Genomic DNA, 16,647 nt, shown 5'->3' on the forward strand with positions numbered 1-16,647 from the left:
CGTCCGGCTGCTGAGAGACCCCCTGTCACTACCGTCGCACCGGCCGCGGTCCACCGCGACATACAGACCGGCTATCGCATCGGGCGGCGCTCGGCCGGATTGCGGTACGGCGGGTCGCGGTGATGCTGGAGGCGTAGAGCCGAACCACCCCTCCGGCGCGCCTCTGAAGGAACCAGGACATGCCTGACACTCCGCACATCGTGAGAGATGTGATGACCCTGCCCGTGGTGGCCGTCGGACGCGACGCGCAGTTCAAGGAGATCGTGCGGGCGATGGGGCAGTGGAAGGTCAGTGCCGTACCGGTCCTGGAGGGCGACGGGCGGGTCATCGGTGTGGTCTCCGAGGCCGACCTGCTGCCCAAGGAGGAGTTCCGGGACCGCGACCTACCCCGCTCCGAGCAGATCCAGCGTCTGTCCGATCTCGCCAAGGCGGGTGCGGTGACCGCTGAGGAACTCATGAGTACTCCGGCGGTCACGGTCCACCCCGATGTCACCCTGGCCCAGGCAGCCCGGATCATGGCCGTGAAGCACCTCAAACGGTTGCCCGTGGTCGACGACGAGGACCGGCTGCAGGGCATCGTCAGCCGTGCCGACCTGCTGAAGGTCTTCCTGCGGTCGGACGAGGACATCGAGGAGGAAGTCCGCCGTACCGTGGTGTCCTACCTGTTCCCCGCGCTCAGTCACACCATCCACGTGTCCGTGGACGACGGGGTGGTCACCCTTCGCGGACGCGTCCAGGACACCTCGCTGGTCTGGGTCGCCGAGCGCCTCGTCCGCGCCGTGGAGGGCGTGGTGGATGTCGAATCGCGGCTCAGCGGGGCGGACACCGCCCCGGACCGGCCGGAGACCGCGCCGTGACCTGAGCACGTGGTTGGGCTGGGTCAGGGCTGGATGTCGAGTATTTCCGTCACGGGGCGGCGCGGCGTGCTGGGGCCTTTGGGCCCGTACCCCAGACGCAGCAGCAACTGCTGGTAGCCCGTCCCGGTCACCGGGTCGCGTAGCGGCCAGCGCAGGTCCGTCCATTCGAGGGGCTGGGTGACGAAGGAACTGGACAGCCCCCTGAGGGTGGCCAGCAGCAGGACGCGTTCCATGGCCTGGCCGGCGAGGAGCCAGTCCTCCGGGTGGTCGTGGGCCGTGCTGAGGAGGGCCAGTTGAGGGTTCTGCTCGAAGTCCGCGGCGTCCCGTCCCGCCACCTGCCGGGGGCCGGCGAAATCGCGCATGGGGGCCCTGCCCCCGCGCTTGCGCGGACCGAAGGCGTACTGCGGGACCCCGTCGTCGGCGGTGTTCACAGAGGAGGCATCGATCTGGGTCCACTGCGCCAGGTCCTGTGCGCTGCCGGGGTCGGTGATGTTGCGTGCCTCGGCTTCCTGGACCAGTTCCAGCACATCCTGCAGATGCCATGAAGTGGGGAACGACAGGGTTGCTCCCTCATCGCGAGCGGCCGCGCTGAGCGCTTCCCGCAGGGCATCGGGGATCTTCGTCTCCTCGAACGGGTAGCGGCTGCTGTGCCGTTGATGGATCGCCGGGTACAGCGCGCCGAGGTCGCTCTCGTCGCCTGCGGGGCCGGTCAACTGCACGCTCGCGAGCAGAGCCCGGTCGGTGGGGTCGGGCAGCAGCCGGGTTTCCGGGTGCCGGCCCTCGTGGACCACGGCCACCCTCAGGTTCAACAGGGCAGCGCCGCAGCCGAGATGAAGGGCGCGGGTGTCGGGGTCGGAGTGCGGCATGGCGCGGTCGAAGTCGGCACGCAGCTCGAACGTGCCCGTGCCCTTGAAGTAACGGAAGCGCCAGGGCTGCGCGTTGTGCATCGACGGGGCGGCCGCAGCGTCGTGGACCAGGGCCGCCACCCGCTCGTCGGATGGTGGGTGTTGGGTCACTTGTCGGCTCACCGGAGCCTCCCCTCGCGAGTCGGCGGCACGCCGGGACCAGGCCACTGCCCCTGGCCGCCTACCGATCGGCCGGTGTGATGCGACGGCCTGTGAGGCTCGCAGGCCGGATCGACACCCACATCGCGCGTTCGCCGCCCGCCCATGGCGAGGTGTGGGCGTGTTCGGAGAGCCGGCGCACCGCATCGGGCTCCGTTACAACGCTTGCCGGGCCGACCGCGAGCACGCTCCAGCCCTGGCTCATAGCCTCGTCGACGTGGTCGACCTCGAAGGCGACATCCGTTCCCACGCCAGCCGAGGGCACGGAGTCGGGCGAGGTCCGGAACACGATCGTGTCGTCGATGACCTCGTAGTTGACCGGGACGACCGCCGGGCGTCCGTCGGACGTCGACACCGCGATGCGTCCCACCCCGTGTGTGGACAGCAGAGTGCGGCATTCTCCCGGGCTGAGGTCCCGGAGCTGCGGGTGCAGCAGCGCGTGGCCTTGGCCGGGCGGGAGATCGATGCCTCCCCCACGCAGGGCGGTGACACTGATGCCGAGCGCGTCGGCCAGCCTGATGAGAGTCGCCACACTCGGGTCGGCGGGCTGTTCCTCCAGGTATGCCAGATACTCGGGCGACATTCGTGCGCGGCGGGCGGTTTCCCCCCGGCTGAGCCGCTGTCGCCGACGTTCGACGGCCACGCGCCTGCCGATGTCACCGGGGTTGGGTGTCCCCGGCGGCGGGGTCGCTGCGGACGCGGTCTCCGCCTCACCCGTGTACGGCCGGGAAGGCTCGTGGGCGGTGCCGGGCGCTCCGTGCTCGACATGGTGGATGTGCGCGTCGGGGCCCGGGAACACGAGCGTTACTTCGTCCGTGTCCGACCAGCGCACGTCATAGGGAGGTGTTCCGTCCTCGTGGTGGAGCCCGACGATCTCCCCGTCGCGCCGAGTGGCGCCGGTTGCCGGGCTTTCGATGACGAGTTGGTCGCCGAGGTGAGCTCGCATGATCGCCGCCCTCTCCGCAGAATGGTGCTGTATCCAACGTGCCACGCTCGACACGCCGCCGCATGGGGCCGAAAGCCCCGTATCCGCGAGGCGGGCGGCCCGTATCCGGGAGGCAACATGCACCACCGAACGGTCGCGGAGCTCATGACCCGGGACGTCGTCCGGGCACGGCGTGACATGCCGTTCAAAGAGATCGTCCGGCTGCTGACGGAGAACGACGTCACCGCCGTACCCGTGGTGGACGATCGGGACCATCCCGTCGGCGTGGTGTCCGAGGCCGACCTGCTGCGCAAAACCGCAGATCAGGAAGACCCTTCCGGTCGGACCCCGGTTCCGCACCTGGAGGCGTGGGAGCGGGCCAAGGCCGAGGGGGCTCGCGCCGAGGAACTCATGTCAGCTCCGGCGGTCTGCGCACGTCCGGAGTGGAACGTGGTGGAGGCGGCTCGTCTGATGGAGACCCACCATGTCAAGCGGCTGCCCGTGGTGGACGAGACGGACCGGCTCCTGGGCATCGTCAGCCGCGGCGACCTGCTGCGGATCTTCCTGCGCCGTGACGACGCCATCCGCGACGAGATCGCCGAGGACGTGCTGCGCCGGACGATGGGCCTCGATCCCTCGGAAGTGACCGTCGAGGTGCACGAGGGCCAGGTCAGCCTCCGTGGCTCCGTCGAGTTCAGGAGCCTGATCCCCATCGTCGAGCGGCTGTGCCGGAGCGTCGACGGCGTGGTATCGCTCTCCGAGCACATCGCCTACGAGACGGACGACGCCGGACGTTCGCCCGCCACCTGAGGGGCTGTCCACGCGGGCTGAGGGGCCCGCGGGACCGTGGTTGTGCGAGGGCCGGCGGCGACGGACCCGCCGGCCCTTCATGGAAACGGGCGTCGGCCTGCCGAACCCCGAACGAACCAGGGTGGCGGCCAGGCCTCCGGCTCAGCCGGTGATCTCGACGCGCTGCGACTTCCCCCTCTCGGTCTTGGGGACGCGCACCGTGAGCACTCCGTTGGTCAGATCCGCGCTGACGTGCTCGGTGTCGGCGTTCGGCGGCAGGGTGGTGTGGTAGTCGAACTGTCCGATGTGGCGGGTGTGCCTGCGGACCACCCCGGTGCGTTCCTTTTCCTTGATCTCACCGTGGATATCCAGTTCGCCTTCGACGACCTCCACGGTGATCTGGTCCTTGTCCACACCGGGAAGCTCCAGTTCCACCAGGTAGGCGTCCTCGGTGTCCTCGACGTCGGCCAGCGGCGCCCATGCCTCGGCGGTGCCGAACTCGGGGAAGCCGGCGATGGGGAAGGTCGCATGCATGAGGTGGTCCATGCGGGTGCGGAGATCCTCGATCTCACGGAAGGGGTCCCACATGGGATGCGTGCCCCTGCTGCGTCGTACGGGATGTGTCATGGCTGATCCTCCTTGCATTCCGGTCCCGGGGCTCACATGGGCCATCCAGCGACCTGACGGGGGCTGGGCCGGGACGCTCCCACGTCTTCGATGTCGCCCTCGGCGACGTTCAGCAGCCGCTGAGCGAGGTCGTTCATGGCCCTGCTCGCTGCCAGCTCGTCGCCGATCTCGGGCACGTTCATGTCCGCCGGATTGCGGTGTGCGGACCCGTGGCCGGTGAGCGTCGTGGTGCCGGTGTCCAGCACCACGTGTGCTTTCGTCGTCCCCTCGTCGTCCTCGAAGAGGTGGAGATGAACCTTCCATTCCACTGTGTGCGGCATCGCTTTCCTCCTCACCTCGGTATGGACCGATGTGATCCGGATGCGGTTCGCTCCACGTCCGGGGGCTGTGCGGCGGGGGCCGACGTCCCCTCCTCGATGCGGCGTCGGACCCGGGCGGTGAGCGCGCTCAGCCGCTCGGACACCGCCGCGCGAGGCGCCCCTGGCCAGCGGATCCGACGGGCCGCCGACGGCAGTCCATCCAGGTCGGCGGCGAACCTCGCCCGGCACTGGTCGAGCGTGGGCCTGTCGCCGGTGCGCTGCCCGCCCCGCATCACCGTCTCCAGCAGGGGCCTGCCGTCGGTAGGCGGCTGCTCGTCGGCCAGACCGATCACGTCGGCGTAGCCCGGGCGGCGGAACACCTGTTTGGGGCCAGGTGCCGTGACCTTCGCGGAGGAGAGCTTCATCACTGGTCGGCCGTCGTACTCCACCATTTTGTAGGCGGAGTCCAGGAACGGTGCGTCGGCCGAGACCCCGACGCGGGTGCCGACGGCGTACGTGTCGATCGGCGCGCCCGAGCGGACCAGTTCGTCCACGGCGCACTCGTCGAGACCGCCGCTGGCGATGATCCGTACGTCCGGCAGGCCCGCGCTGTCGAGGATGTCCCGTGCTCGCACCGCCAGGGCCCCTAGGTCGCCACTGTCCAGTCGTACGGCCGAGCCCGGCCCGCTGGCCGCGTGGTCGAGGTCTCGCAGGACGCGCGCCGCGACGCGGACGCCCTCCTCGGTGTCATAGGTGTCCACCAGCAAGGTCACCGGTCCGGGATGGGACCGTGCGAAGGCGCGGAACGCGTCTTCCTCCGTGGCGAATGCCTCCACGAAGGAATGCGCCATCGTGCCGACGGCAGGTATGCCGACAGCGGTGGCAGCGGCCACGTTGCTGGTTCCGGCGAAGCCGACCATCGCACCGAGGCGGGCGGCCTGGAACCCGGACTGCGGGCCGTGGGTCCGCCGCAGGGAGAAGTCGACGACCGGATGCCCGGCCGCGGCGAGCACGCAGCGTGCGGCCTTCGAGGCGAGCGCCGTCTGATGGCTGACCTGGTTGAGCACGTATGTTTCGGCCAACTGTGCCTGCGGAAGCGGCGCAGTCACCTCCAACAGCGGCTCTCCGGCCAGTACGATCCGCCCTTCCGGCACGGCCCGCACGTCCCCCGTGAACTCCAGGCCGAGCAGGGCCTGAAGATCCCGGGGCGGCCGGTGCAGGGCGGAAGCGAAGGCATCGACGTCCTCGGGGCCGACACGCAGGCCGGACAGGTAGTCCAGGGCCGACTCCAGCCCCGCCGCAGCCAGGAAGCCGCGCTCAGGAGGCAGATCGCGGACGAAGAGGCTGAAGGTCGCCGGTCCGGTCATGCCCTCCCGCAGGTAGGACATCGTCATCGTGACTTCGTACAGATCGGTGGTCATCGCATCGGACATGGGCGTCACCTCCTCGGCCTTCGCCCGGTCTCCCCGTCCGTCACCTGCGAAAGCGCGCGGACCACAGGGGCTCCACCAGGACCCACTCGGCCTCCCACTGCGCGTACCTTCTGCGGTCCAGCACATGGCGCATGCCTGCCCGCGCCGCGAAGAACCCGGCGCTCACGCCGCCCGCCGCCATACCGCCCACGAACCAGCCCGTGGTCCTGGCGTTGAGTGCGCTCATCGGAGGACCAGTGATGGTTCCGTCCCGGTCCACCCAGACCCGCATGGTCGCGCCCTTGGGCGTTCCCGGCTGCACCAGGGCGGTTCCCGTCCGCACCCTGCCGTTGCCGTCGGTCCAGTGGACCTGCGCCAGTTGCTTCGCGTCTTCGGGTTCGCCCTTGACATCCGACGTCAGTCGGGCGGTGACCTCCTGCCGCTGCGCCGACTGGGTCTGCACGGTACGCATCGATGACTCGTACGCCGTCAGCCCTGCACCCATCGCGGCCACCGGCAGCCCGAGGACGAACACGAGCATCAAGAAGCGGCGGAACCAGGATTCGACCCTGTCGGACGTACGTCTCAGGGGATTCGCCCCCTTCGACGTGTGCTCCTGGTGCGGCAGGGGCGGGCCGGACGCGGACGGCGAATCTTGTGCACTCATGAGTCGGCCTCCAGCAGGTTGCTGGTCCGTTCCCCCATCTCTCCGTCCCACCATGGAACGGCGGCGGAGTCCGGTCACTGGGCCGAAAGTCCCTGCGGGTCCGACGTCCGGCCCTGCAAGGGCCGACCATCGACAAGATCCGTTCTCCGCCAGGCGCGGCGCGGTCATACCTGAGGAACGACCACGACCGGGCACGGCGCGTGATGCAGTACCGCATGATTGATCAGACCCAGCTGCAAACCCAAGTGCCCCTGTCGCCTTCGAGCGCCGACCACCAGCAGGTCCGCCTCAGACGCTGCCTCCAGCAGTGCCTGGCGTGCCGGTCCCTCGATCACCCTTCGGCTCACCGGGGCGTCCCCGCACAGCTCCGCCGCGCCGCGCAGGGCGTCGTCGAGCACCTGGGCCGGCGGGCGTCGGTGGGTCTCCAGGGCGTACCAGGGCGGGGCTTGAGGTGTGGTGAACGCACCGAGCGGTGTGCTCCAGGCATGCACCGCCACCAGCCGACAGCCCCGCGCACGTGCCTCACGGAACGCGAACTGGACGGCCGTGCCGCTGCCCTCCCCGTCCTCGACACCGACCACGACACTTCCGAACTCGGCACCACGGTGCTCCGCCGCGCCGCGCACCACGACGACCGGGCAGTCCGCTCGTGCGGCTACGGCCAGACTGACCGAGCCCAGGAGCATCCCGGCGAGATCCCCGAGCCCCCGGGATCCGAGCACCAGTGCGAAGGCGTTGCGCCCCTTGTCGACCAGGGCGGAGGCCGCGTCGTCATGCAGCACTTCGCTCGACAGCCGGACCGTGGGAGCGCCTGCCCTGGCACGCTCCGAGGCAGCGCCGAGCACGTCGGACGCCTCGTGGTTCCTCGCCGCGTGCAGGAGGTGGAGCGGTACCTCGTGCCGGACCGCCTCGTCGGCGGCCCAGTCCACCGCCTCGAGGCTCGCCTCGGACCCGTCGACGCCGACCACCAGGGGAATCGTCACCGCCCCTGTCTCCTCTCGTGCCGGACTCCACCTCTCCGGCCCTGCTCCTCACAGGTCCACATGCGCCGCAGAGGAGATTGGGGTACTCCTCGAAGGAGAGAACACATCACGCTCGGCATGTCGGCGACGTCCGGACCATCCACACCCTCGGACTCGCTCACCGTCATCACCGTCACTTCCAGCTTCGTACGAGACGGAGGCCGCCGCCATGCAACAAGCCGTCACCGTGGGCCTCGACGGCTCACCCGAGAGCCTTGCCGCTGCCCGCTGGGCCGCCGACGAGGCCGAGAAGCGCAAGCTCACCCTGCGCCTGCTGCACGCGTGGCCACTGCTGGCACCGGAACCGGCCCGCGTCCCCTCGGAAGTCGATCAGAACTACTGGGCGAAGCGTCTCGTCCACACAGCGCGGGCGGAGCTGCAGGCACACCACCCGGGCCTGTCCATCGTCGGGAACCTGGTCGCCGACGACGCCCAGAACGCCCTGCTCCAAGCGGCGTCGGAGTCCGAGATGATCGTGCTCGGCTCCCGAGGGCTGGAGCCAGTCGAGAGCTACTTCCTGGGCGACGTCAGCATGCCCGTCGTGGCACGGGCCGAGCGGCCGGTCGTACTGGTCCGCGCCGAGACCCGGGAGGAAGCGCCGCCCCCGGCACCCGCGAGCCGCGTGGTCGTGGCCCTGAAACTGCACGGATCCTCCGACGACCTGCTCGACTTCGCCTTCCACACCGCCGCGGCCAGAGGCGTTCCCCTCCTGGCTGTCCACGGCCGAAGCGTGCCGCTCCATGCACGCGTGCCCTGGGGTGTGGACCACGACGTCACCGAAGAGATGACGCGGGACGCACAGAAGCAACTGAGCAGTGCGCTGCGCCCCTGGCGCGGGAAGTACCCGCAGGTGGAGGTGGCCGACAGCATCCGCCTCGCAAACCCCTCCAAAGCCGTGGTACGGGCTGCCGAAGGCGCCGCGCTGCTGGTCGTCGGCCGACGCGCACACCGGCACGGCCTGCCACCCCACCTGGGTCCCGTGGCCCAGGCCGCCATCCACCACGGGCGCTGCCCCGTCGCTGTCGTTCCGCATGACTGAGCCGGACCTCCATGACTGAGCCGTACCGCCCCGGGAAATCGGTGCGATCGGCGCATTGAGCCGATGCGTCCGTGCTCCGGTCCAGTGCGGACTGAGGCGCAAGAGCAGCCGTGTTGCCCGGGAGTCCGGCGGGGGCGACCGTGGAGGTGACGGAACGAGGGAGTGAGTACCGTGCGAGCGCTCGTCTACCACGGCCCGGAACAGATCTCCTGGGACACCGTCCCGGATCCCGCGATCGAGGAGGCGACCGACGCGATCGTGCGCGTCGACGCCACCACCGTCTGCGGCAGTGATCTGCACATCCTGCGGGGAGACCTCCCCGAGGTGAAACCGGGGACGATCCTCGGCCACGAGGCCGTGGGCGAGGTCGTGGAGGTCGGGAGCGACGTCCACGACCTGCACCCCGGGAGCCAGGTGATCGTGTCGTCCGTCTCGGCCTGCGGCCACTGCCGTGCATGCCGCGACAACATGGGCGGACAGTGCCGTGGGGGCGGTGGATGGATCCTGGGCAGCCTCGTCAACGGGACGCAGGCCGAGTTCGTGCGGGTGCCGTTCGCCGAATACTCCACCCACCGGCGACCTTCCGCCCTCCCACTGGGCGACGCGGTCCTGCTCGCCGAAGTCCTCCCCACCGCCTACGAGATCGGGGTGCGGAACGGACATGTGGGTCCGGGGGACATCGTCGTCGTGGTGGGAGCGGGTCCCGTCGGTCTCGCCACGGTCATCATCGCGCGTCTCTACTCGCCGCGCCGCATCATCGTCGTGGACCTGTCCGCCGCCCGGCTGGAAGCCGCCGCCCGCCTGGGCGCCGATGCCGCAGAGCTGCCGGGGAAGATGATCGCCGATCTCTCCGAGGAGCCGGGAGCCGACGTGGTCATCGAGGCATCGGGTGAGCCGGAGGGCTTCGTCCTGTGCACCCGCGCCGTCCGCACAGGAGGGCACATCGCCAACATCGGCACGCATGGCAAACCGGTCACGCTGCACCTCGAATCCCTGTGGCGCAAGAACGTGACGATCAGCACCGGCCAGGTGGACACGTCCTCCACCCCCTGGCTGCTGGAGCTGGTGAGGTTCGGACGCCTGCCCGTCTCCCAGCTGGTCACCCACGCCTTCGGCCTTGATCGGATGGAGGACGCCTACGAGGTGTTCTCGAACGGCACCACCACGGGCGCCCTCAAGGTCGTTCTGCACCGCGAGTGAACCGCGCCGGCCGGAAAGGGGCCGAACGGGCCGTCCGGCCCCTCGGTCCGGGCCGTCCGGCCCTACAACTCGCCGGCGAGTGGCGGTGCCATGGAATTGAGCCGAGGGCCACAGGGAGGCACGGCGAAACGGAGAGACACCGCGCACCGTGCGATTCGGGCCCGCAAGAAGTGGGCGGCCCCCGGCTTCACCGAAGCCCGCGGTACGCCGCCGCCAGTCCGAGCGGGCCGTGTCCTCCGGCCGAGGTGCAGCTGCGGCCGGGCTCGGCGACTCTGGAGATCAGGGGCAGTGCCGGGAGGAGCAGCCCATGCACGGGGAAACGATCCACAAGGACACCACACCGGTCGTCCCACCCCGACTCACCGACTACGACCAGGCCCGCTCGACTTTCACCTGGGCGCAGGCGCGCACCGCACTGGCCGGGCTGCCCGACGGCGGGCTCAACATCGCCCACGAGGCGGTCGACCGGCACGCGGCCTCTGACCTCGCGGACAAGGTCGCGCTGCGATGTGTTGCCCGGGACGACTCCGTCTCGACCGTCACCTACGCCGAACTGGCCCGCCGTACCGCCCGCTTCGCGAACGTCCTGCGCTCACTCGGCGTCGGCCACGGCGGCCGGGTGTTCACCCTGCTCGGCCGCTGTCCCGAGCTCTACGTCACGGTGCTGGGCACGCTGAAGAACGCCGGCGTGCTCTGCCCGCTCTTCTCCGCCTTCGGCCCCGACCCGGTGGAGCAGCGGCTGCGGCTCGGTGACGCGCAGGTCCTGGTCACCACTGCGGCCCTCTACCGGCGCAAGGTCGCCGAGCGCCGGGCATCGGTTCCCGGACTGAAGCACGTCCTGATCGTCGGCCCCGGCGCCGAGGAACTGCCCGACACCGCCTCCTTCGACGACCTGATGTCCGCAGCCCCGGACACCTTCACCATCCCGCCGACCTCGCCCGACGACATGGCCCTGCTGCACTTCACGAGCGGCACCACGGGCACCCCCAAGGGCGCGGTCCACGTCCACGACGCTGTCGTCGCCCACTACGCCACAGCCGCGTACGCCCTCGATCTGCACGCCGAGGACGTGTACTGGTGCACCGCCGACCCCGGCTGGGTCACCGGCATGTCGTACGGCATCATCGCCCCGCTCGTCCACGGCGTGACGCTCGTCGTCGACGAGGGCGACTACGACGCCCGCCGCTGGTACCGGATCCTCGGCGAACAGAGGGTCACCGTCTGGTACACGGCCCCCACGGCCTTGCGCATGCTCATGAGAGCCACCCCGCGCCAGGGCCCGTACGACCTGCCGCGCTCCTACGACCTGTCGTCCCTGCGCTTCATCGCGTCTGTCGGCGAGCCCCTCAACCCGGAGGCAGTCGTGTGGGGCCGGGACGTGCTGGGCCTGCCGGTGCACGACAACTGGTGGCAGACGGAGACCGGTTGCATCATGATCGCGAACTTCGCGGCCTGCGAGATCCGGCCCGGCTCGATGGGACGTCCGCTGCCCGGCATCGACGCGGCCGTGCTGAAGCAGGGCGAGGACGGCCGGGCACTGGTCACCGACGGCAGGGTCACGGAGGTGCAGAACCCCGATGTCGAGGGCGAGTTGGCGCTACGGCCGGGCTGGCCGTCGATGTTCCGCGGCTATCTGCACGACAAGGAGCGCTACGACGCCGAGTTCGCGGACGGCTGGTACCTGACCGGAGACCTGGTCAGACGGGACGCGGACGGCTGGTACTGGTTCGTGGGGCGCGCCGACGACGTCATCAAGTCGGCGGGGCATCTGATCGGCCCGTTCGAGGTGGAGAGCGCGCTGATGGAGCACCCGTCGGTGGCCGAGGCCGGGGTGATCGGACGGCCGGACCCGGTCGCCGGGAACGTGGTCAAGGCGTTCGTGTCGCTGCGGCCCGGTGTCGAGCCGACCCCGGGTCTGGAGCGGGAGTTGCTGGCCTTCGGCCGTCACAAGTTGGGACCCGCTGTCGCTCCCAGGGAGATCGCCTTCGATCAGCACCTGCCCAAGACGCGCAGCGGGAAGGTCATGCGCCGTCTGTTGCGTGCGCGCGAACTCGGCCTGCCGACGGGCGACTTGTCGACCTTGGAGGGATCCACATGAGCGCGGCCCGCTCCACCCGCATGCGGAACGACCCGGCGCACCCGAAGTCCGGCACGAAGACCACGACGACCAAACGGAGCGCGAGCACCGAATCGCGGGCCCGGCAGCCGTCCACCGGACACCGGACGGACCTGCTGGAGTCGATGCTGCGCATCCGGCACTTCGAGGAGCGGTGCGTCGAGCTGTACAGCGCCGCGAAGATCCGCGGCTTCGTTCACCTCTACATCGGCGAGGAGGCCGTCGCCGTCGGCGTCAACGAGGCACTGACACCCGAGGACGCGGTCGTCTCCACCTACCGCGAGCACGGCCACGCACTGGCCCGTGGGATCACGGCCGATGCCGTCATGGCCGAGATGTACGGCAGGACGACCGGGTGCAGCGGCGGCCGGGGCGGTTCGATGCACCTGTTCGACGCGAGTCGCCGCTTCTACGGCGGGAACGCCATCGTCGCCGGCGGGCTCCCCTTGGCAGCCGGCCTCGCGCTCGCCGACCGCATGCGCGGACGGACCGACGTCACCTGCTGCTTCTTCGGCGACGGCGCCTTCGCCGAGGGCGAGTTCCACGAGACCGCGAACCTGGCAGCGCTGTGGAAGCTGCCCTTGCTGCTCGTCTGCGAGAACAACCTCTACGCCATGGGCACGGCCCTGGAACGGCATCAGGCACAGACCGATCTGGCCATGCGTGCCGCCTCCTACGGCATGGTCGCCTGGGCCGTGGACGGCATGGACGTCGAGGCTGTCGAGCAGGCCGCACAGCGGGCCGTCGAGGGCATCCGGGCAGGCACCGGGCCGCACTTCCTGGAGATGCGCACCTACCGCTTCCGCGCCCACTCGATGTACGACCCGGACCGCTACCGAGACAAGGCGGAGATCGAGCAGTGGAAGTCCCGCGACCCGATCAGCCTGCTCACGGACCGCATGCGCGAGAACGGTGAGCTGGGTGACCGGGAGGTGGCCCGGATCGAGCAGCGGATCACCGCCGAGATCGACCAAGCCGTCGAAGCGGCCGAAAAGGCTCCCGAGGAGCCGGTCGAGGACCTGCTCCACCACGTCACCAGTTCCTCGGCGGAGGCGGTGAGTTGACCATGGGCGTCGACGGGACGCACGAGGCGAAGACAACCTACCGGGAGGCGATGCGAGAGGCACTCCGGGAAGCCCTGCGCTCGGACGACCGCGTCTTCCTCATGGGCGAGGACGTGGGCCGCTACGGCGGATGCTTCGGCGTCAGCCTCGGCCTGCTGGAGGAGTTCGGCCCCGAACGCGTCCGCGACACCCCGCTGTCGGAGTCCGCGTTCGTGGGCGCCGGCATCGGTGCAGCCCTGGCCGGGATGCGGCCCATCGTCGAGATCATGACCGTCAACTTCAGCCTGCTCGCCCTCGACCAGATCCTCAACAACGCCGCCACCCTGCTGCACATGTCGGGCGGCCAACTGCCCGTACCGCTGGTCATCCGCATGACCACGGGCGCCGGACGGCAGCTCGCCGCCCAGCACTCGCACAGCCTGGAAGGCTGGTACGCACACATCCCCGGCATCCGCGTCCTCGCCCCCGCCACTCTCGAGGACGCGCGGCACATGCTCGCCCCGGCGCTCGCCGACCCCGACCCCGTACTGATCTTCGAGCACGGAAGCCTCTACAACGTCTCCGGCGAACTCCTTCCGCCCGACGCCCCCGTGGACCTCGACCACGCCGCGATCCGCAGGCCCGGCACCGACATCTCCCTGATCACGTACGGCGGTTCGCTGCCCAAGGCCCTCGCGGCGGCGGACGAGCTGGCTGCCGAGGGCATCAGCGCCGAGGTGATCGACCTGCGCACGCTGCGCCCCCTCGACGACGAGGCCATCACCGCCTCGGTGACCCGTACCCATCGTGCGATGGTCATCGATGAGGCATGGCGCACGGGAAGCCTCGCTGCCGAAGTGTCGGCCCGCATCGCCGAAGGGTCGTTCTACGAACTGGACGCGCCCGTCGAGCGGGTGTGCAGCGCGGAGGTGCCCATGCCGTACGCCCGGCGGCTGGAAGAGGCCGCCCTGCCGCAGACCGCCGACATCGTCGCGGCCGCCCACCGGGCGGTGGACTGATCATGGCCGAGTTCACCATGCCCTCCCTCGGCGCCGACATGGACGAGGGCACGCTCCTGGAATGGCTGGTGGGACCGGGCGACCTCGTGCACAAGGGCGATCCGGTCGCGGTCGTCGAAACCGCGAAGTCGACGATCGAGGTGGAGTGCTTCGACACCGGGACCATGACCGAACTGCTCGTCGAGCCCGGCACAACGGTCCCGGTGGGCACGCCGCTCGCGCTGATCGGGCCGACCGAGGAGCGACACCCGGTCCGTCAGGTACCGAAGAAGGCGAGGCCCACTGAGCCCTCCGCGCCCACCTCCCCGCCACCCGAACCCGCCCCCGTCCCGGTGTCGGTACCGTCCGCCGGGAGCCGGCGCGGCCACATCGAGGCCGGCCCCTTGGTCCGGCATCTCGCGGAGCACAGCGGCGTCGACCTGGAGACGCTGCACGGCTCCGGCCCCGGAGGGCGCGTCACCCGGACCGACGTCGAGGCAGCGGCGGCCGCCCGTGCCGCTCCTCGGCCACCGCGCGTGCGCGCCACCCCCTTCGCCCGGCGGCTCGCCGCCGAACTGGGCGTCGACCTGGCCACGGTCACGGGGACGGGCAGGGAGTCGACCGTCCGTGCCGCAGACGTACGCCAGGCAGCGCCCGGCCCGGCGGCCCCGGCCTCGCCCGTACCAACGGGCGCCACCCCGCTACGTCCTTCCGCTCAACGGCCTTCTGCTGCCCGTCCGTCCAAGGACCGGGCGGCAGCCATGCGCCAGGCCATCGCCGGCCTGATGAGCCGCGCCAACCGGGACATTCCCCACTACTACCTCTCCACCACCGTGGACATGGCCGCCGCGATGGACTGGCTGCATGAGCACAACCGGCGCAGCCCGGTCGGTGAACGGCTGCTCCCCGCGGCCCTGCTGCTCAAGGCGGCGGCCCTGGCGGCCCGGGAGGTCCCCGAACTCAACGGCTTCTGGACCGACGACCACTTCACGGCGGGCGAGGGCATACACCTCGGCGTTGCCGTGTCCCTGCGCGGCGGAGGCCTCGTCGCACCCGCGCTGCACCACGCCGACACCATGACACCCCTGCAGCTGATGACCGCCCTGAAGGACCTGGTCGCCCGGGCCCGCGCGGGCAGGCTGCGCGGTTCCGAGGTGTCCGACGCGACGATCACCGTCACCAACCTCGGCGACCAGGGCGTGGAAACCGTCTTCGGTGTGATCCACCCGCCCCAGGTGGCACTGGTCGGCTTCGGGCGCGTGGTCGACCGGCCGTGCGCCGTCGACGGCCTGCTGGGCGTGCGGCCCGTGGTCACGGCGACCCTCTCTGCCGACCACCGGGCGACCGACGGTGCCGTCGGTGCCCGCTACCTCACGGCGGTCACCCGCCTCCTGCAGAACCCGGAGCAGCTGTGAACATGAACCGAACCGAGGCGCTGGACATGGTCAGGGAATCGATCTCCTCCGTCATCCCCGGCGCCGACGTCGCCGCGCTGGAGCCCGACGACGCGTTCCGCGACGTACTGGAGATGGACTCGCTGGACTTCCTGAGTTTCGTGGAGGTCCTCAGCGAACGGTCCGGCGTCCGCATCGAGGACGAGGACACGCCCCGGCTCACCACACTGTCCGGCAGCGCCGACTTCCTCGTCGCCCGCACGCAGTGACGTGCGCCCCGTGGACGGTCACGGCTCAGACCGCTTCGGTGTCGTCGACGACATCGACCACGTCGTCGATGTCCCGTACCGATGCGAGCAGTTCGGGGACAACAGCCTTGTCCAGTCGCCCCGTCATCGTCACCACGCCGCTCTCCACCGTGACCTCGACAGCGCGCGGATCCAGCACGTGCTGACCGACCAGCGACTCGACCTCGGCCCGGATCTCGGCGTCGTCACGGACCAGGGCCCGCAGCAGGTCGCGCCGGCTCACCACACCGACGAGCCGACCCCGATAGTCGGTCACGGGCAGCCGCTTCAACCGCGCGTGGGCGGCGGTCCACGCGGCGTCCGCCACGCGCTGCGCCGGATGCACGGTGACCGGCGGGAAGGTCATCAACGTGGCCGCCGTGTCGCCACGGCTCTTGTCGTACAGGCGGTGCTGCCACAGCCTGCCGACAGGCCCGTGCCGGCGCGGTTCCGCCATGACGGCGGCCTTGGCCAGCAGATCCGACTCGGAGACGACACCGATCACGTGGTCGCCGGCGTCGACCACCGGCACGGCGCCCACCTGCTCGCGGGCGAGTGTGTGGGCGACCTCCAGGAACGGCATGTCACCGGGGACGGAGGTCGCCGGCACTTGCATGACATCCCGCACCCGGAGCACGACAGCCCGGGTGGACGGCTCGGGTGTGGCAGTGGTGGTCGCCTCGGAGCTCTCCCTGCCGGGAGCGGGCTCGGGCTCCTTGGCGCTCTTCCTCGCCGACGCGGCGGCGACCGCCGCGAGGTAGCGGCCCAGCGCCTCCTGACGCGGTTCCTCCTGGGGCGTCCAGGGGCGGCGCGGCATGGTGCGGCGGGCGTCCTTCCCCGCGGAACTCTGCTCGAAGTTGCTCACGGCTGCCTCCCGGGGACGCCGTCCACCTACGCGCTCAGTCTGG

At 70.5% G+C, this 16,647-nt stretch carries 17 protein-coding genes; 9 read left to right on the forward strand and 8 right to left on the reverse strand.

Annotated elements, in window-relative coordinates; genetic code table 11:
* Positions 1-179 precede the first annotated feature (179 nt).
* Positions 180-857: a CBS domain-containing protein gene (locus tag PBV52_RS47385; RefSeq protein ID WP_274248070.1), complete on the forward strand. Its 678-nt coding sequence runs from the start codon at positions 180-182 to the stop codon at positions 855-857.
* 23 nt (positions 858-880) lie between these two features.
* On the opposite strand, the gene PBV52_RS47390 is transcribed toward PBV52_RS47385, so the two are convergent.
* Together PBV52_RS47390 and PBV52_RS47395 are read right to left on the reverse strand one after the other, a co-directional pair.
* Positions 881-1,804 (reverse strand): nitroreductase family protein, encoded by a 924-nt coding sequence (locus PBV52_RS47390; protein ID WP_274249979.1) that lies wholly within the window; start codon positions 1,802-1,804, stop codon positions 881-883.
* Between the two features lie 139 nt (positions 1,805-1,943).
* Positions 1,944-2,867 (reverse strand): DUF1918 domain-containing protein, encoded by a 924-nt coding sequence (locus PBV52_RS47395; RefSeq protein WP_274248071.1) that lies wholly within the window; start codon positions 2,865-2,867, stop codon positions 1,944-1,946.
* A 117-nt stretch (positions 2,868-2,984) separates the two neighbouring features.
* On the opposite strand from PBV52_RS47395, the gene PBV52_RS47400 reads away from it, so the two are divergent.
* Positions 2,985-3,656 (forward strand): CBS domain-containing protein, encoded by a 672-nt coding sequence (locus tag PBV52_RS47400; RefSeq protein ID WP_274248073.1) that lies wholly within the window; start codon positions 2,985-2,987, stop codon positions 3,654-3,656.
* 141 nt (positions 3,657-3,797) lie between these two features.
* On the opposite strand, the gene PBV52_RS47405 is transcribed toward PBV52_RS47400, so the two are convergent.
* The 5 genes from PBV52_RS47405 to PBV52_RS47425 form a co-directional block, all read right to left on the reverse strand.
* Entirely contained in the window at positions 3,798-4,262 is a 465-nt protein-coding gene (locus tag PBV52_RS47405; protein ID WP_274248075.1) for an Hsp20/alpha crystallin family protein, read from the reverse strand.
* A 32-nt stretch (positions 4,263-4,294) separates the two neighbouring features.
* The gene (locus PBV52_RS47410; RefSeq protein WP_274248077.1) at positions 4,295-4,582 is read right to left on the reverse strand and encodes a DUF1876 domain-containing protein; all 288 of its coding nucleotides are present in this window, start codon (positions 4,580-4,582) and stop codon (positions 4,295-4,297) included.
* 11 nt (positions 4,583-4,593) lie between these two features.
* The gene (locus PBV52_RS47415) at positions 4,594-6,003 is read right to left on the reverse strand and encodes a nicotinate phosphoribosyltransferase (protein WP_274248078.1); all 1,410 of its coding nucleotides are present in this window, start codon (positions 6,001-6,003) and stop codon (positions 4,594-4,596) included.
* Between the two features lie 31 nt (positions 6,004-6,034).
* On the reverse strand, positions 6,035-6,640 hold the full coding sequence (locus PBV52_RS47420) for a hypothetical protein (protein WP_274248080.1): 606 nt from the start codon (positions 6,638-6,640) through the stop codon (positions 6,035-6,037).
* A gap of 164 nt (positions 6,641-6,804) precedes the next feature.
* On the reverse strand, positions 6,805-7,623 hold the full coding sequence (locus PBV52_RS47425; protein WP_274248081.1) for a universal stress protein: 819 nt from the start codon (positions 7,621-7,623) through the stop codon (positions 6,805-6,807).
* Positions 7,624-7,831: 208 nt separating this feature from the next.
* On the opposite strand from PBV52_RS47425, the gene PBV52_RS47430 reads away from it, so the two are divergent.
* From PBV52_RS47430 to PBV52_RS47460, 7 genes are all read left to right on the forward strand, one after another.
* Positions 7,832-8,701 (forward strand): universal stress protein, encoded by an 870-nt coding sequence (locus PBV52_RS47430; RefSeq protein WP_274248083.1) that lies wholly within the window; start codon positions 7,832-7,834, stop codon positions 8,699-8,701.
* A gap of 171 nt (positions 8,702-8,872) precedes the next feature.
* Positions 8,873-9,901, forward strand: coding sequence for an alcohol dehydrogenase catalytic domain-containing protein (locus PBV52_RS47435; protein WP_274249980.1), 1,029 nt, complete (start codon positions 8,873-8,875; stop codon positions 9,899-9,901).
* A 307-nt stretch (positions 9,902-10,208) separates the two neighbouring features.
* Positions 10,209-11,999 carry an acetate--CoA ligase gene (gene acsA / locus PBV52_RS47440; protein ID WP_274248085.1) on the forward strand — a complete coding sequence of 597 codons (1,791 nt, stop codon included), beginning with the start codon at positions 10,209-10,211 and terminating at the stop codon, positions 11,997-11,999.
* Complete coding sequence (gene pdhA, locus PBV52_RS47445; RefSeq protein WP_274248087.1) at positions 11,996-13,081, forward strand: pyruvate dehydrogenase (acetyl-transferring) E1 component subunit alpha; 1,086 nt, start codon at positions 11,996-11,998, stop codon at positions 13,079-13,081. The genes acsA and pdhA overlap by 4 nt, the downstream gene beginning before the upstream one ends.
* Before the next feature lie 2 nt (positions 13,082-13,083).
* Positions 13,084-14,079: an alpha-ketoacid dehydrogenase subunit beta gene (locus tag PBV52_RS47450; RefSeq protein ID WP_274248089.1), complete on the forward strand. Its 996-nt coding sequence runs from the start codon at positions 13,084-13,086 to the stop codon at positions 14,077-14,079.
* Between the two features lie 2 nt (positions 14,080-14,081).
* Positions 14,082-15,473 carry a dihydrolipoamide acetyltransferase family protein gene (locus tag PBV52_RS47455; RefSeq protein ID WP_274248091.1) on the forward strand — a complete coding sequence of 464 codons (1,392 nt, stop codon included), beginning with the start codon at positions 14,082-14,084 and terminating at the stop codon, positions 15,471-15,473.
* 2 nt (positions 15,474-15,475) lie between these two features.
* Entirely contained in the window at positions 15,476-15,721 is a 246-nt protein-coding gene (locus PBV52_RS47460) for an acyl carrier protein (protein WP_274248093.1), read from the forward strand.
* 25 nt (positions 15,722-15,746) lie between these two features.
* On the opposite strand, the gene PBV52_RS47465 is transcribed toward PBV52_RS47460, so the two are convergent.
* Positions 15,747-16,604 (reverse strand): CBS domain-containing protein, encoded by an 858-nt coding sequence (locus PBV52_RS47465; protein WP_274248095.1) that lies wholly within the window; start codon positions 16,602-16,604, stop codon positions 15,747-15,749.
* Positions 16,605-16,647: the final 43 nt, after the last annotated feature.

It is taken from the genome of Streptomyces sp. T12, assembly GCF_028736035.1.
Lineage (GTDB): Bacteria > Actinomycetota > Actinomycetes > Streptomycetales > Streptomycetaceae > Streptomyces.

Excerpts from the sequence above, each read along its gene's own strand:
- pdhA (WP_274248087.1), top strand. The coding sequence starts at position 11,996 with ATGAGCGCGGCCCGCTCCACCCGCATGCGGAACGACCCGGCGCACCCG.
- PBV52_RS47430 (WP_274248083.1), top strand. The coding sequence starts at position 7,832 with ATGCAACAAGCCGTCACCGTGGGCCTCGACGGCTCACCCGAGAGCCTT.
- PBV52_RS47390 (WP_274249979.1), bottom strand. The coding sequence starts at position 1,804 with ATGCACAACGCGCAGCCCTGGCGCTTCCGTTACTTCAAGGGCACGGGC.
- PBV52_RS47400 (WP_274248073.1), top strand. The coding sequence starts at position 2,985 with ATGCACCACCGAACGGTCGCGGAGCTCATGACCCGGGACGTCGTCCGG.
- PBV52_RS47455 (WP_274248091.1), top strand. The coding sequence starts at position 14,082 with ATGGCCGAGTTCACCATGCCCTCCCTCGGCGCCGACATGGACGAGGGC.
- PBV52_RS47395 (WP_274248071.1), bottom strand. The coding sequence starts at position 2,867 with ATGCGAGCTCACCTCGGCGACCAACTCGTCATCGAAAGCCCGGCAACC.
- PBV52_RS47385 (WP_274248070.1), top strand. The coding sequence starts at position 180 with ATGCCTGACACTCCGCACATCGTGAGAGATGTGATGACCCTGCCCGTG.
- PBV52_RS47420 (WP_274248080.1), bottom strand. The coding sequence starts at position 6,640 with ATGAGTGCACAAGATTCGCCGTCCGCGTCCGGCCCGCCCCTGCCGCAC.
- PBV52_RS47405 (WP_274248075.1), bottom strand. The coding sequence starts at position 4,262 with ATGACACATCCCGTACGACGCAGCAGGGGCACGCATCCCATGTGGGAC.
- PBV52_RS47460 (WP_274248093.1), top strand. The coding sequence starts at position 15,476 with ATGAACCGAACCGAGGCGCTGGACATGGTCAGGGAATCGATCTCCTCC.
- PBV52_RS47450 (WP_274248089.1), top strand. The coding sequence starts at position 13,084 with ATGGGCGTCGACGGGACGCACGAGGCGAAGACAACCTACCGGGAGGCG.
- PBV52_RS47410 (WP_274248077.1), bottom strand. The coding sequence starts at position 4,582 with ATGCCGCACACAGTGGAATGGAAGGTTCATCTCCACCTCTTCGAGGAC.
- acsA (WP_274248085.1), top strand. The coding sequence starts at position 10,209 with ATGCACGGGGAAACGATCCACAAGGACACCACACCGGTCGTCCCACCC.